A 14,293-nucleotide genomic window follows, 5' to 3' on the forward strand; every position below is an offset into this window, starting at 1 on the left:
ATCAGGCCTCTTTCAGGGATATGACGGGCGCAGGCTGCGAAGTGTGTTCGGCATCGGTGCGCCGGGGTTCTCCGGAAGGTGGCGCTTGTGTCTGGCTTGCGCTCAGGTCGGCAAAGGCGCGCAGCATCTCGGGGCGGCGGGACTTGAGAAATTCAATGGCGGTTGTGAGCATGACCCGGCCGAAATCGTTGACGAAGCGGGCGCCGGCATGATCGGGCAGATCACAGGCGCATGCCTCCAGCCGGCGCAGCTCCTCTTCCTGCTCTTCGATGTAGGCATCGTAGATGACGGCGAGATGCGCCGGATCGATGCGATCCATGAACAGCATCTGAAAGAGAAACTCGCTCTTGAACTTGTCCGGCGCCGGATCGGTGTTCACCGCCTCGTGCAGGGCAGCGCGTCCGCGTTCGGTGATGGAATAGACCTTGCGCTCCGGGCGGCCCGGCTGGGTCTCGGTGCGCACGCTGACCAGCCCTTCCTTCAGCATTTGCGCAAGGGCCGGGTAGATGGAGCCGAAAGAGGCGTCGATGAAATGGGAAAAGACGCCTTCCTCCACCATCTTCTTGATTTCGTAGCCCGTGGCATCGCGCAGGGAGAGGATGCCGAGGCAGAGCGTGCGCACGTTCATGGCCATGACGGAAACTCCCGGGCTTGAACTGCCGTGTTTTGAAAGGCTTAAGGCGTGTCTCGGATCGATATGTATCGAGTATGCATATATTGGAACGATATACAAGAAGCGGAGCATGCGCCTCATCGCATGGCCGTTTTGCACCGCATGCAAAGGGTGCCTTTTTGCAGGGGTTCAGAGGCGCACATCCCTGAAAGGCGCGCACAATCCTCTCATCAAGGGCTTCAGACGGAACGGCAGGAACTGCACCGCTTGCCGGACGGGCACAATCGTGCCACGAACATGTTTTCAGTAGGGCCCTGAAATCTTGCGCATGTGCCGATCGTGGCGGACGCCATGTTGGAGACAAGAGGAAACGGCCATCCATGTCCTTCGATCTGAAAGGCCTTGTCGAAACCCACCTCAAGGAGGCCTCGGCGCTTTATGCCGAGCATGTAAACCCCCGCTTTGCCCGCGCCATGGGGCTGATCGGGTTTGATCGCCGCTTCGTGCGTGCCCGCGGGGCCTATCTGTGGGATGAACAGGGCCGACGCTATCTCGACATGCTGGCGGGTTATGGCGTGTTCAACATCGGCCGGCATCACCCCGTCGTCGGTCAGGCGCTGAAGGATTTCATGGCGCTTCAACTGCCCTCGCTCGTGCAGATGGACCTGCCGGTGCTCGTCGGCCTGGCGGCGCGGGAGCTGAAAAAGCGCGCAGGCTTTGACATGGCGCATGTCTATTTCGGTTCCACGGGGGCGGAAGCCAATGAGACCGCCATCAAGTTCGCCCGCAAGACCACCGGAAAGGCGCGCATTCTTCATGCCACCTCGGCCTTTCACGGGCTGACCACCGGAGCGCTGGCACTGAATGGTTCAAAGATCTTCCGCGAAGGCTTTGGTCCCTTCACCCCCACAGACCAGGTGCCCTTCGGCGATCTTGATGCGCTTAAAGCCGCCCTTTCCAAGGGAGATGTGGCCGCCTTTTTCGTTGAGCCGATCCAGGGCAAGGGGGTGCACATTCCGCCCCCGGGTTATCTCGCCGAGGCCTCCCGCCTCTGTCATCAGCATGGCGCCCTGTTCGTGGTGGACGAGGTGCAGACCGGCGTGGGGCGCACCGGCCGTTTCCTCGCCCTGCATCACGAAGAGGGCGTGGAACCGGACATGATCCTGATGTCCAAGGCGCTCTCCGGCGGATACGTGCCGGTCTCAGCGGTGCTCATGAAAAAGCCCGTGTATGATGCCGTGTTCTCCTCGCTGGAGCGTTCGGTGGTGCATTCTTCCACCTTCGGCAAGTCCAATTTCGCGGCCACCGCCGTTCTGGCAACCCTGGCCGTGCTGGATGAGGAGGGGCTGACGGAGCGGGCGGCACGGCTGGGCGCCCTTTTGAAGGATCGGCTTGCAGCAATGGTTGATCGTTATGAATTCCTGCATGCGGTGCGCGGGCGCGGGCTCATGATCGCCATCGATTTCGGCCCGCCCAAATCCCTAAAGCTGAAAGCGGCGTGGAAAACGGTCCATGCCCTAAGCCGGGATCTCTTCTGTCAGGCCATCACCATTCCGCTTCTGGAGGATCATGGCATGCTCACGCAGGTGGCCGGGCATGGCATGAACACCATCAAGCTCATTCCGCCGCTGGTGATCAGCGAGGAGGATGTGAACGATTTCGTCAAGGCCTTTGAGGCGGTCATGGACTCTCTGCACCGGTTTCCGGGCCCGGCATGGGAAAGCCTCTTGCGCATTGCCCGCAATGCCGGAAGCATGAAAGCACGCGCATCCTGAACCGGATGAAACAGAGGAATTTCACCGGCCGGATATCGGACGGCATGAAGGAACCATGGGCTTGGCTGAGCGGGATCCGGACACGGGCGGGGGCGAAGGCGCTGAGGCGCCTGCAGCGGCCGCGCATGACAGGGCGGCGGTGATCCATGCCGGCGTGGCCGTTCTTTCCTGGCTGCACAGGCGGTGGGTGCTTTTCGTCTATGGCCTGCTGGCAGGGCTGAGCCTTCTGGCGGCGGCGCTGTGGCTGAAGGTGGATACCGACCCCTCCCGCATGATCTCTCCCGATCTTTCCTTCCGGCGGGACTATCAGCGCCTGATCGCGGCCTTTCCGCAGCTGGACAATGCCATGATCCTGCTGGTGGAGGGGCAAGATCCCAAGGCGGTGCGCACCACGGCCGAAGCGCTGACAGAATCCTTCAAGGCCCGGCCCGATCTGTTCTCCCATGTGCTGGCCCCGGCCTTGAGCCCCATGTTCTCCGATTACGGGCCGTTGTATCTCTCCCTGCCGGCCCTGGAGCGGCTCACCGCCCAGCTTGCCCAGGCCGCGCCCATGCTGCGCCTGCTGGCGGAGAGGCCGGACATGGAGGGCATGACCCGGCTGTTGGGCGGGATGTTGCGCCAGAAGCCTTCCGCCTTGGCCGGAAGCGATGGCCTGCGGCGGCTGTTCACGGCCATGAGTGAAGCGGTACGCACCGTGCAGGAAGGGCGGGCCCGCCCCATGGACTGGACAGCGCTCGGTGGCATCGAGGGCAGGGAAGAGCCGCGGCGCATTTTCATTCTCGTCAAGCCCAGGCTGGACTTCTCCCGGCTTGATCCGGCGGCGGAGGCCATGGCAGAAGCCAGGCGCATCATCGCCGATCCGGAGGCGCGCGATGGCCGGGGGGTGCGCGTGTGGCTGACGGGCGAGGCGGCGATGAACGCCGAGGAATTCTCCACCATCACACGGGGCGCGATCATCGCCGGGGTGCTATCGTTCCTGATCGTTTCAGGCGTGGTGCTGCTCGGTCTGCCCTCGCGGCGGCTGCTGATTGCGGTGATCACTCTCATCATCATCGGCTTTGCGCTCAATGCCGGGTTCGCCACCCTCAGCGTCGGCTCGCTGAACATGATCTCGGTGGCCTTCGCCGTTCTGTTCATCGGGTTGGGGGTGGACTATGCCGTGCACTTTCTCTTGCGCTGGGCAGAGGAGGCGCGCATGCCGCCCAATGACGAACCCCGGCCACTCGCGCGTGCGGCCGCCGCCACCGGCCCGGCGCTGGCCATGTCGGCGCTGACCACGGTTCTTGCCTTTCTCGCCTTCTGGCCCACGGATTTCGTCGGCATGACCCAGCTCGGCATCATCGCCGCCGGCGGCATCGTCATCGCCTATGTGGGCACGCTGACGCTTGTGGCTGCCGTTCTCGGCCTGTTGCCGCGCTCATCCCGTCTTGTCGCCCCCCGAAAGGAGGGGCGAATCAGCCGTTGGCGGCATCTTCTGCCGGCGAAAGCGGCGTGGCGCATCCGGCAGGCGGTCACGCTGCTCGTTCTGTTGCTGGCGGCGGGATCAATCGTGTTTCTCCCCAAGGTGCGCTTTGATGGCGATCCGGTCAATCTGAAGGATCCGGCCGCGCCGTCCGTACGGGCCTATGCCGTTCTTCTTCAGGAGGAGCCGCGACTCGTGCAGGCGGTTTCCGCCCTTGCCAGCGGGCGCGAGGAGGCAGAAAAACTTGCCCGTCTGCTGAAGGACCTGCCGGAAGTGGGTGAGGTGATTACGGCTCTCTCCTTCCTGCCGGAGCGGCAGACGGACAAGCTTGCCCTCTTGCGGGCACTGGCGCGGCAGTTGCCGGATTCAGTCCGGCCCAGGCAGGAGGACATTGGCCATAAAAGACGAATCGCGGCCCTGCGGCAGATGATCGGCCTGCTTGCCCGCATGGAGAGACTGGAAGCCTATGCGCCTGATCTCAGGAAAGCAGCGGGGGCGCTGCGTCAGCGTCTTGAGGCATTCCTTCAGCGCAAGGGAAAGGACAAAAAGGCGGTGGCCGCGCTGGAGGCGGCGTGGTTCGTGCGCCTGCCGGAACTGATCAACGGCCTGCAGCGCCTGGTGCGCACCGGGCCGCTGACGGTGGAAAACATGGATCCCGCCTTGAAGCGCTGGTACATCGCCGAGGATGGTCGCTGGCGCGTGGAGGCAGCGCCGGCACGGCGGCTGAGCACCGATGCCGAGATGCGTGCATTCGCCCTGGCGGTGCGGCGGGTGGCGCCGCAAGCCGCGGGCGCGCCGGTGGAAATAACGGGCGCGGCCTCGGTCGTATCGCGGGCGATGATCGCGGCCATGCTGCTGGCCCTGGGCGGTGTTATCGTGGTGGTAGGCATCATGACCCGATCGGCGCTGGCCGTTGTGCTTGCGCTTGCGCCCATCCTGCTGGCGGCGATTCTGCTTCTGGCCTATACGGTGATTTTCGATGCGCCCTTCAATTTTGCCAATGTCATCGTCCTGCCGCTTCTGCTGGGGCTGGGGGTGGATTCCTCCATCCACTATCTGCACAGAGCGCGCGAGGCGGCCTCGGGCAGCGCGGTGCTTGATACCTCAACGCCCCGGGCCATCATCATTTCAGCGCTCACCACCATGGGCTCCTTCGGCACCCTGTGGTTGACGCCGCACAGGGGCTTGAGCTCCATGGGCGAGCTGCTGACGGTGGCGATTGCGCTGATGCTTTTGTGTACGCTGGTGGTCATGCCGCAGCTCATCGACTGGGCCGTGCGATGGAAGAAGGCATGAGCACCGCTTGACCCGCCCGTTGACGGAGGGGCATAAGCGGAGAAACGTCTGTGACCGGCCGGAGAGGCTGGCGGGCCCTGCATGAGAAATCGTGGCAGGGTATGCATCGCAAATAAATCAAGGAGGCCGGCATGGCCGTTCCGCTCATCCAACAGATTCGTGTCGGCGCCTATATCCTGAAGCAAAAGCTGGCGGGGCGTGCGCGCTATCCGCTTGTGCTCATGCTCGAGCCGCTGTTTCGCTGCAATCTCGCCTGTCCCGGCTGCGGCAAGATCGCTCATCCCGATGACATTCTCAACAAGCGACTCAGCGTGGAAGACTGCGTGGCAGCGGCCGAGGAATGCGGGGCGCCGATCGTTTCCATCCCGGGCGGCGAGCCGCTCATCCACAAGGAGATGCCACAGATCGTAAAGGCGCTCATTGCCCGCAAGAAGTTTGTCTATCTCTGCACCAACGGGCTTTTGCTGGAAAAGAAGCTCGATGATTACGACCCTTCGCCCTATCTGACCTTTTCGGTGCATCTGGATGGCCTGGGCCGGGATCATGACCGGGCGGTGGGGCAGGATGGCGTGTTTGAGCGCACGGTTTCGGCCATTCGCGCCGCCCTGAATCGCGGGCATCGCGTCACCGTCAACTGCACGCTGTTCAACGATGCCGAGCCGCGAAAGGCTGCGGATTTTTTCGATTTCGTCATGGCGCTGGGCGTGGAGAGCATCACGGTTTCCGCCGGTTACGCCTACGAGAAGGCTTCCGCGCAGGAGCATTTTCTCTCCCGCACCCAGACCAAGGCCCTGTTCCGGGAACTGTTCCGCATCCAGAAGCAGGAGAAAAAGCGCTGGCGTTTCAATCAGTCCCTGTTCTACCTGGATTTTCTCGCCGGCAATCGCCGCTATCAGTGCACGCCCTGGGGTAATCCCACCTATAACGTTTTCGGCTGGCAGCAGCCCTGCTATCTGATCGACGAAGGCCATGCGCCCACGTTTCGCGCACTCATGGAGGAAACCGACTGGGCGGCTTATGGCGTCGGCCGCTATGAGAAATGTTCGGACTGCATGGTGCATTCCGGCTTTGAACCGACGGCGGTGAACGACATGGTGTCCCACCCCTTGCAGGCGCTGAAGCTATTGATCAAGGGCATCCGCACGGAAGGCCCGATGGCGGAGGATTTCGACCTTTCAGGTGCCCGCGCAGTCAGGGAAGAGAGTGGATCGGGCGAAAAGACGGCAGAAAACCCGCCGCAGACGGCCGAACGGAAACGGGCGTGAGGCTTGCACTGGTTGTATGCGGATCCTGGCTGATGATTTCGCTTGGCCGCAGCATCGAGGGCAGAATGGAGAGGTTGGGGTGTTCCATTCTGCAGCGTGGGGTGAAAGCAGACTTGATTCTCGTCTCACGGAGCGTTAGCTCTTGGGCAGAGAACGCAAGCCGGGGCCCGTCAGCAAGAACCTCTGTGCCCGGCCGTTCATTCCACATCCCGCCCGCATTTTCGCCGGCTTAGCTCAGATGGCAGAGCACCTGATTTGTAATCAGGGGGTCGGGGGTTCGAGGCCCTCAGCCGGCACCATGTTGCCAATCGGTCTAGGGCGTGTCCTCATAAAATCCGACCCGCCAGCCCCTTGAGGTCGGCATTTTCGCTTCATCTCGCTGACTTTTCGCCCTTGAAAATAGCTTTGGCTATTTCCTGCGTGCGAAAAGATCAGCGATATTTTGCGAAAATGACGCTGGCATCGCCGTCTTTTATGAGTCCACGCCCTAAAAATCAGTGGTTTTGGCTTTGGGGTGAATCTATCTCAGGTAAATATACTTTGAATAAATAATAGTATACCTTGCTATTAAAGGTAGCATAATTTTGTATTGCTCTGCAAAAGATAATATGTTACTTTACGTTAAACCAATATTATCAATAATGATGCAAGGCAACTCTTCTCGCAATAGTAGATTCGGGGAGGCAGAGGGGATGCGCAAGAGTGTGTGGGTGCGGGGTGCCGTAATAGCGGCAGGGGTTTCCTTGTCGGCGATGATGTCTGCCGCCGGCGAGACAACGCAGGATGTGCGGGCTTGGTTGCTGTCACCGGAGCAGTGGCTTGCGCGCACGCATCTGGAGTTTCACTACGACAGCGACACAAAAGATCCGCGTTTCTCACTGGAGACGGTTCAGCCGCTTTTTCTCAGTCCCGATCTGACCCACACCTTTTTCACACAAGGGCGCCTCTCCCTCGAGGATGGTGATTGGACCGGAAATATCGGGGTTGGCTATCGATTCCTCGTTGATGAAGAATCACTGCTTTTTGGCGTCAATGCCTGGTATGACCGGATGTGGAATCCCGATCATCAGCGCGTTGGACTCGGAGCGGAAATCATCGGCGGCTATCTGGACCTCCGTGCGAACTGGTACAATGGCATTTCCGATTGGAAGCTGAATGATGGAAAGCTCGAAAAGGCGCTGGATGGTTTTGATGTTTCCGTGGAAGGGCCTCTTCCCTACATGCCATGGGCGCGTGTCAATCTTGGCTACTATTATTGGGATGCATTGAGAGGGGCCAAGAATCTCAATGGTTTTCGTGGCGAGCTGGTCGTGGACGTGACCAGGCAGTTTCAGATTTCGGGCGGTATTCACGCCGACAATCAGGATACAACGGCATTCATAAAGCTCTCCCTGTCACTGGGGGCGCCGGCGGATCGCCAGTTCACGCTGGTCGATACGGGGGTCACTTCAACGCCATTCGTGAAACGTGATCTGAGGCGCATGGTGCTCATGCCCGTGAAGCGCCAGCATCGCATCGTGCTGCAGCGTCGGAGCAGGAGTGGCGGTGTCAGCGGTGGTGTTGTCATTGGGCGCAGCTGATCGTTGGTCCAATCGTCTTAGTGGTATGCGTTCGGGAAAGCGGGAGTATGGGGCGATGGTGCGTATTGGCAAGCAGTTCCTGATGGTTGCGGCGGGAATGGTGCTTCTTGGACAGTCTGTGGGAGCGCAAGTAGTTTGTAATCCAAATAATGCGTCGGCTTCTAATACTCCGATTAGTTATACTGTGCTTATAAAAAAGATTATTTTATGTCCGCAGGGGCAGGTGTGTGATTACGCTAATGGACCCTTCTTGTATGATGGTGCGGGGAAAGAGATAGATATTGCATCTTTTGGGAAAGGCGGATTTGAAAGAATTGTTGGTCCCGATCAGATTATTAAGGCAGGAACTTATGATAAGATGGCATTTTTATTGTCTAGTACAATAAATGTCAAAGGTGTGGTTAATGTAAATGGTGAATACTGCTATACAACTACAGTTGATAACAATAATAAATTGTGTACACAGGCCCATGCGCCTGTGGGTAGTGAGGGGGATGCGCGGAATAACGCAGTTACTGTGGGCTTTCAGCTTCCAAATATGTCTAAAAACGCTGCGCAATATAAATATGATATATCTGGAAGTGATTTTAAACTAGAGTTTACATTGGCTAACATAATAAGTGTACCGCAGGACGTCAGAATGGGGGATGTTACGGAGCAAATGGGCTTATTTTTCAACGTTGATGCTGGTGTAAAAGCCTATATTGATACAAATCAGTGCTTTACAATTCTTGGTAGTCCTACGATAACATTCAAAATCGGAGATACAGCTGTTATACCAAACGTTACCGTGGGGCCGTGATCCATACGTGTGCAAGTCATTTTTTCACTGTCATCCAGTGATCGGGTGATAAAACCACCTTGCCGCGGTGGGGGCCTTCGATGCGGCGGTGGGCTTCTGCTGCCTCTGTCAGGGGATAGGTGCTGTCGATGACGGGGCGGATTTCGCCTTCCGCGATGTGGGGCCAGATGTGTTTTTCCAGGGCGCTTGCGATGCGCGCCTTGTCCTGAACCGGGCGGATGCGCAAGGTGGAGCCGGTGAGGGTCAGGCGCTTGAGCATGACGGGCAGCAGGTCCAGCTCAACACGCGCGCCGTTCTGATAGTTGATGTTGCAGATGCGGCCCTCGCGGTTGGCCAGGCGGATGTGTTTCTGGACATACTCACCGCCGATGATGTCGAGCACGACATCGACACCGTTCTTGCCGAGAATGCCGGTGAGCACTTCCTCGAAATCCTCGGTGCGGTAATTGATGGCGCGCTCCGCCCCCAGCTCCTCGCAGAAGCGGCAGTTTTCGTCACTGCCGGCGGTGGTGAAGATGCGTGCGCCCATGACGCGGGCCATCTGGATGGCGGTGGTGCCGATGCCGCCGGCCCCGCCATGAACGAGGAACACTTCGCCGGGCTGCAAGCGGCAGCGGTCGAAGACATTGGTCCAGACGGTAAAGAAGGTTTCCGGCAGGGCGGCGGCCTCGACCATGGACAGGCCCTTGGGAACGGGAAGGCAGGTTTCGGCCGGTGCGACGCAATATTCGGCATAGCCGCCGCCGGAAACCAGCGCGCAGACGGCATCGCCAATCTGCCAGCGCGCCGCATTCGGCCCCAGCGCAACGATCTCGCCCGCCACTTCCAGCCCCGGCTCTTCCGGTGCGCCCCTGGGCGGCGGATAGCGCCCCTGTCTTTGCAACACATCCGGATAATTGACACCGGCGGCATGGACGCGGATGAGCACCTCGCCCTCACCGGGCTCAGGCACGGGGCGCGTGAAAGGCTCCAGCACCTCCGGCCCGCCCGGCCGGGTGATGCGGATGGCGGTCATCTGTGTCGGGACTGTCACGGTGTCAGTCATGCGCCAGACCGTAGCATCGTTCTGTTGCGGTGCAAGCCCGACCTTGGTTCGTCAGGAGATGGCAGGGAAGGCGCAACAAGTCTGCTGGATTAACCTTTTTCAGGGCGTTGCGCGGGCGCGTTCCAGCGCTTCCATGATCAGGCGCTCGGCTTCCTCGTGATGACCCCAGCCCTCCGTGCGCACCCATTTTCCAGCCTCGAGATCCTTGTAATGGGTGAAGAAGTGTTCGATCTGACGCAGCTGGATCTCGGGCAAATCGTCGATGTCGAATATCTTCTCGTAATGGCGGGTGATATGCGGGGCCGGCACGGCAATAATCTTTTCATCCAGGCCCTTTTCGTCCCGCATCTTGAGAACGCCAACGGGGCGCACGGCGATGATGCAGCCCGGAATCAACGGACGGGAGGAGATGAGCACGACATCGATGGGATCGCCGTCGTCGCAAAGCGTGTGTGGAATGAAGCCATAATTGCCGGGATAGCGCATGGGCGTGTAAAGATAGCGGTCCACGACCATGGTGCCGGCGGCCTTGTCCATCTCGTACTTGATGGGCTCACCGCCGATGGGCACCTCGATCACCACATTGACTTCATGAGGCGGATTGCTGCCCGGGCTGACGGCATCCAGACGCATGGGCCAATCTCCTTGATGGTGTTCAGGAATTGCGAGCAGCGCCAGCGTGGAAAGGGCTGGTGCTGACGTTTCAGAGGGTGCTTTGCGTTAGGAAACGGGCTGGCGCAAGGCCTGCTTTCGTGGCGTGGCAAGGTGGCGCGTTCCGAAGGAAGGCGCGAGGATTTCAGGCGTTTTCGGCAAGGCGCTTGCGCTGGGCGGCGCGTTGCCGTTCGGAGGCGGACTTGAGCTGCCCGCAGGCGGCCATGATGTCACGTCCGCGCGGGGTGCGGATGGGTGAGGCATAGCCGGCGCGGTTGATGATCTCGGCGAAGCGCTCAATCGTCTCCCAGTCAGAGCATTCATAGGGCGAACCCGGCCAGGGATTGAAGGGAATGAGATTGACCTTGGCGGGAATGCCCTTGAGCAGGTTGACGAGGCGCTTGGCGTCGGCGACCGAATCGTTGATCCCTTTCAGCATCACATATTCGAAGGTGATGCGCCTTGCGTTGGACAGGCCGGGATAGGCGCGGCAGGCCTGCAGAAGCTCGGCGATGGGATATTTGCGGTTCAAGGGCACGAGGCGATTGCGCACCTCATCGGTGGTGGCGTGCAGGGAGATGGCGAGCATCACGCCCATCTCGGCGCCGGCGCGCGGAATTTCCGGCACAACACCGGCCGTGGAAAGCGTAATGCGTCGTTTGGAGAGGGAAATGCCCTCGTTGTCGGCGATGATGTCCACCGCCGTTTTCACATTGTCGAAATTGTAGAGGGGCTCGCCCATGCCCATGAAGACGATGTTGGTGATGTAACGGCCGGATGCGGGCGGATCGGGATTGTCTTTCAGGGCGTCCGGCCAGTCGCCGAGATCGTCACGGGCGAGCAGGATCTGGCCGATGATTTCGCCGGCGGTGAGATTGCGCACCCAGCGCTGGGTGCCGGTATGACAGAAGGTGCAGTTCAGAGTGCAGCCCACCTGCGAGGAAATGCACAGGGTGCCGCGGTCGGGCTCGGGGATGTAGACCATCTCCACTTCGTGACGGGCGCCCGTTTGCGGATCCGCAGGCAGGCGCAGCAGCCATTTGCGGGTGCCGTCCACGGAGATCTGGCGGGAGACAACCTCGGGCCGGGCGATGGTGAACGCATTGTGCAGGTCGGCCCGCAGGCCCTTGGCGATGTTGGTCATGGCGGCGAAATCGGTGACGCCGCGGTTGTAGATCCACTGCCAGATCTGCTGCGTGCGCATCTTCAGCTGGCGTTCCGGCACGCCGATTTCGCGCAAGGCCGCAGCCAGCGCCGGCCGGGACAGGCCGATGAGGGAGGGCCTTTCGGTTCCCGCCGGAAGGGCATTCGCCGGTGTGATTGTGCGCACGTTCATGGTTGTTTTCCGAATTCTGCGGGCTTGTGTTCAGGGTATCATCGCGGGCCGGGCGCGTTATGCCCATTATGACAAGCGCTACTCACTTCTTACTTCTTTTTTCCGCCGGCGCAGAGTTCGTCAATCTTTTTCAGCGCGGCGGTGACCCCTTTGAGTGAATAGGTATCCACGGTCTTGGTGCCGCGGCGGGAGATGCCGGTTACGGTCATGGTCTTGCCGCGCTTCATGGCGGCGACGATGCGGCGGTCCGTGGCCGGGCCCTCGCTCCAGGCGCCGTCGCGCACGGTGAAGAGCGTGAACGTGCTGCCGTCAATGGTCAGCTTGGCCGGGGTGTTGGGCTTGAAAGCATATCCGATGATGGTGTTCACCTCGTGCCGCACCTTGTCTCCCGGGCGATTGGTGACGAGGAAGAAGGCGGGATCGCGGTTGACCTTGGCGAGCTTCTTGCCATTGCGAAAGGCCTCGGACTTCTGCGGGCGGCCGACGATGTAACAGACGGGGCCCTTCTTGGTCTTGTAATGATAGGCGGTCCAGGCGCCGAAGGTGCCGGCCGGCTGGGGCTCCTGGGCCTGCGCCGGTGTTAACGCGAGAAGTGCCAGCATGCATGCGGCGCCCGCCATGGCGATACCGCAACGCGATGAGTCCTGTTCAATATTTGCCTTCACGCGATGCGACACACGCTTCGTCATACCGGCAAAAGCCGGTAACTTGGGCCACAAACGCATGAGTTTGTGGCAGGAGACCCTGGCTCTCGCCGGGGGGATAAGGGAAACAGCAGTCCTGGGTCGTGAAGTGTGGTCTGCCTTTCGCATTCTGATGTTCATCCGTTTAGCCCCCGAATTGAACATGATTGGCTCTTGATGCACCGCGTGCCCGCGCCCGTTTGCGGACTGCGGACAGGGTGCAGTGTCAATCCCCTGGAATTTCGCCGCGGCGCAGCCTGGCCAGCGCCGCTTTCGCCCGGTTTCTGTGTTCCGCCGTGATGTGGTTGCGCAAGAGGCTGATGGTTGTGACGATCACGGTGAGGTCATCGGTGAAACCGATGCCAGGCAGCAGGTCCGGAATCAGGTCCACCGGCAGGACGAAATAGGCCAGCGCTGCCAGCAGCATGGTTTTCACCCGCGCCGGCGTGGCGGGATCGAAGGCGCAATACCAGGCGGCGAGCGCCTGTTCGGCAAAAGGCAGCTGCGCGGCGAAACGCAGCATCTTGGGCCAGAAGCCCTCGCGCACGACCTTGGCGTCGTCATGGCCGACGAAGGCGCGCCAGGCCTGATTGTGACGGTCGATGTCGATTTCGCGCTCGTGCCTGCTCATGGCCTCCCCCGTTGAATGCCGGCGCCGTCACCCTGACGGAGGCTTTGTCCGTCATGGATGACTGACAGCAGAATATGGCGAAGCCGGGGAAGCCTGACAAGTTTCGCCGCCGATTGCGGGGGCGATGCTGCCGAGGCGGACGCTGGCCAAGGCGGCTTAGCCGCCGCGTCATACCAACCTGCATCATGAACCGCCCACCACCCCGCCAATCATAAAAACAAGGGGCTGGGCGGAGGCATGGGGCGATTTCATCGGTCAGACCTTGCGCAGCCTGGTATCAGTCCTCCTCGCTCTTGCGGCCCTTGAGACCGGCGAAGACGGCTTCGGCATCCGGCACGTCCTCCTCTGAAGCCGCTGCGGGCTTTTCCTCGCTCTTGCCGAAGACGGCCTCGGCCGTCTCCGTGGCCTCGCCGGAAGCGGGCGTGGTGCGCGTAAGCCCCAGGCTCTCTTCCGGAGACTTGAGGGTCTCGGAATCTTCCGGCTTTTCGGGCAGGCCCTGTTTCTTGCGCTGACGGGCCAGCCGCTCTGCTGCCTTGCGCACGGCTTCGTCCAGCTCGATCTGGGTGCAGATGCCGAGCGTGACCGGATCCCGCGGCTTGATGTTGGCGATGTTCCAGTGCGTGCGGTTGCGAATGGCCTCGATGGTGGGCTTGGTGGTGCCCACCAGCTTCATGATCTGGGAATCAGACAGCTCCGGATGATTGCGCAGCAGCCACATGATGGCGTCCGGCTTGTCCTGCCGGCGCGAAAGCGGCGTATACTTCGGCCCCTTGCGCACGCGGGAGATGGGCACGTCCACCTTGGGGCGCGCCAGCTTGAGGCGGTAGTTGGGATCCTTTTCGCCCCGCTCGATCTCCTCGCGAGTGAGCTGACCAGTGGCAATGGGATCCAGGCCCTTGATTCCCTGCGCCACCTCGCCATCGGCGATGCCCTTCACCTCCAGTTCATGCAGGCCGCAGAAATCGCCAATCTGTTTGAAGGTCAGCGCCGTGTTCTCCACAAGCCACACGGCGGTCGCCTTGGGCATGAGCGGTTTTTCAGACATACGTTCTCTCCTTGGCGGAATCCCGATCCTCATCCGGGCCAGAAGCCCTAAGGCGGCGATTCCGTCCCATACTGCAATGAATTGACGGGATTGTCCGAGATATAGCCCT

Annotated in this window: 12 protein-coding genes and 1 tRNA gene; 6 read left to right on the forward strand and 7 right to left on the reverse strand. The window is 60.6% G+C overall.

Features of this window, described 5'->3' with window-relative positions; genetic code table 11:
- Nucleotide 1: 1 nt before the first annotated feature.
- On the reverse strand, nucleotides 2-634 hold the full coding sequence (locus EK16_RS07065) for a PadR family transcriptional regulator (RefSeq protein WP_051929041.1): 633 nt from the start codon (nucleotides 632-634) through the stop codon (nucleotides 2-4).
- 359 nt (nucleotides 635-993) lie between these two features.
- Between EK16_RS07065 and EK16_RS07070 the strand changes: the two genes are divergently transcribed.
- The 6 genes from EK16_RS07070 (at nucleotide 994) to EK16_RS12255 (ending at nucleotide 8,793) form a co-directional block, all read left to right on the forward strand.
- A complete protein-coding gene (locus tag EK16_RS07070; protein ID WP_038035523.1) occupies nucleotides 994-2,388 on the forward strand; it encodes an aspartate aminotransferase family protein in 1,395 nt (464 codons plus the stop codon).
- A 61-nt stretch (nucleotides 2,389-2,449) separates the two neighbouring features.
- Nucleotides 2,450-5,146 carry an MMPL family transporter gene (locus EK16_RS07075; protein ID WP_197059639.1) on the forward strand — a complete coding sequence of 899 codons (2,697 nt, stop codon included), beginning with the start codon at nucleotides 2,450-2,452 and terminating at the stop codon, nucleotides 5,144-5,146.
- A 131-nt stretch (nucleotides 5,147-5,277) separates the two neighbouring features.
- On the forward strand, nucleotides 5,278-6,411 hold the full coding sequence (gene hpnH / locus EK16_RS07080) for an adenosyl-hopene transferase HpnH (RefSeq protein ID WP_051929042.1): 1,134 nt from the start codon (nucleotides 5,278-5,280) through the stop codon (nucleotides 6,409-6,411).
- A 223-nt stretch (nucleotides 6,412-6,634) separates the two neighbouring features.
- A tRNA-Thr gene (locus tag EK16_RS07085) sits at nucleotides 6,635-6,710 on the forward strand.
- Between the two features lie 393 nt (nucleotides 6,711-7,103).
- Complete coding sequence (locus EK16_RS07090) at nucleotides 7,104-7,991, forward strand: inverse autotransporter beta domain-containing protein (protein WP_197059640.1); 888 nt, start codon at nucleotides 7,104-7,106, stop codon at nucleotides 7,989-7,991.
- 55 nt (nucleotides 7,992-8,046) lie between these two features.
- Complete coding sequence (locus EK16_RS12255) at nucleotides 8,047-8,793, forward strand: hypothetical protein (RefSeq protein ID WP_156098513.1); 747 nt, start codon at nucleotides 8,047-8,049, stop codon at nucleotides 8,791-8,793.
- A 16-nt stretch (nucleotides 8,794-8,809) separates the two neighbouring features.
- On the opposite strand, the gene EK16_RS07095 is transcribed toward EK16_RS12255, so the two are convergent.
- The 6 genes from EK16_RS07095 to EK16_RS07125 all read right to left on the reverse strand — a co-directional run bounded on the left by EK16_RS07095 (nucleotide 8,810) and on the right by EK16_RS07125 (nucleotide 14,184).
- Nucleotides 8,810-9,838: an NAD(P)H-quinone oxidoreductase gene (locus EK16_RS07095; protein ID WP_038035533.1), complete on the reverse strand. Its 1,029-nt coding sequence runs from the start codon at nucleotides 9,836-9,838 to the stop codon at nucleotides 8,810-8,812.
- Between the two features lie 99 nt (nucleotides 9,839-9,937).
- A complete protein-coding gene (gene ppa, locus EK16_RS07100) occupies nucleotides 9,938-10,471 on the reverse strand; it encodes an inorganic diphosphatase (protein WP_038035536.1) in 534 nt (177 codons plus the stop codon).
- A 163-nt stretch (nucleotides 10,472-10,634) separates the two neighbouring features.
- Entirely contained in the window at nucleotides 10,635-11,825 is a 1,191-nt protein-coding gene (gene rlmN / locus EK16_RS07105; protein ID WP_051929043.1) for a dual-specificity RNA methyltransferase RlmN, read from the reverse strand.
- Between the two features lie 89 nt (nucleotides 11,826-11,914).
- The gene (locus EK16_RS07110; RefSeq protein WP_038036229.1) at nucleotides 11,915-12,427 is read right to left on the reverse strand and encodes an invasion associated locus B family protein; all 513 of its coding nucleotides are present in this window, start codon (nucleotides 12,425-12,427) and stop codon (nucleotides 11,915-11,917) included.
- 307 nt (nucleotides 12,428-12,734) lie between these two features.
- Nucleotides 12,735-13,139: a YkvA family protein gene (locus EK16_RS07120; protein WP_038035538.1), complete on the reverse strand. Its 405-nt coding sequence runs from the start codon at nucleotides 13,137-13,139 to the stop codon at nucleotides 12,735-12,737.
- A 277-nt stretch (nucleotides 13,140-13,416) separates the two neighbouring features.
- Nucleotides 13,417-14,184 (reverse strand): DUF1013 domain-containing protein, encoded by a 768-nt coding sequence (locus EK16_RS07125; protein ID WP_038035539.1) that lies wholly within the window; start codon nucleotides 14,182-14,184, stop codon nucleotides 13,417-13,419.
- Nucleotides 14,185-14,293: the final 109 nt, after the last annotated feature.

Source organism: Thermopetrobacter sp. TC1, from assembly GCF_000746275.1.
In the GTDB taxonomy this organism is placed as follows: domain Bacteria; phylum Pseudomonadota; class Alphaproteobacteria; order Rhizobiales; family Aestuariivirgaceae; genus Thermopetrobacter.

Excerpts from the sequence above, each read along its gene's own strand:
- EK16_RS07065 (WP_051929041.1), bottom strand. The coding sequence starts at position 634 with ATGGCCATGAACGTGCGCACGCTCTGCCTCGGCATCCTCTCCCTGCGC.
- EK16_RS07070 (WP_038035523.1), top strand. The coding sequence starts at position 994 with ATGTCCTTCGATCTGAAAGGCCTTGTCGAAACCCACCTCAAGGAGGCC.
- hpnH (WP_051929042.1), top strand. The coding sequence starts at position 5,278 with ATGGCCGTTCCGCTCATCCAACAGATTCGTGTCGGCGCCTATATCCTG.
- EK16_RS07090 (WP_197059640.1), top strand. The coding sequence starts at position 7,104 with ATGCGCAAGAGTGTGTGGGTGCGGGGTGCCGTAATAGCGGCAGGGGTT.
- EK16_RS12255 (WP_156098513.1), top strand. The coding sequence starts at position 8,047 with ATGGTGCGTATTGGCAAGCAGTTCCTGATGGTTGCGGCGGGAATGGTG.
- EK16_RS07095 (WP_038035533.1), bottom strand. The coding sequence starts at position 9,838 with ATGACTGACACCGTGACAGTCCCGACACAGATGACCGCCATCCGCATC.
- ppa (WP_038035536.1), bottom strand. The coding sequence starts at position 10,471 with ATGCGTCTGGATGCCGTCAGCCCGGGCAGCAATCCGCCTCATGAAGTC.
- rlmN (WP_051929043.1), bottom strand. The coding sequence starts at position 11,825 with ATGAACGTGCGCACAATCACACCGGCGAATGCCCTTCCGGCGGGAACC.
- EK16_RS07110 (WP_038036229.1), bottom strand. The coding sequence starts at position 12,427 with ATGCTGGCACTTCTCGCGTTAACACCGGCGCAGGCCCAGGAGCCCCAG.
- EK16_RS07120 (WP_038035538.1), bottom strand. The coding sequence starts at position 13,139 with ATGAGCAGGCACGAGCGCGAAATCGACATCGACCGTCACAATCAGGCC.
- EK16_RS07125 (WP_038035539.1), bottom strand. The coding sequence starts at position 14,184 with ATGTCTGAAAAACCGCTCATGCCCAAGGCGACCGCCGTGTGGCTTGTG.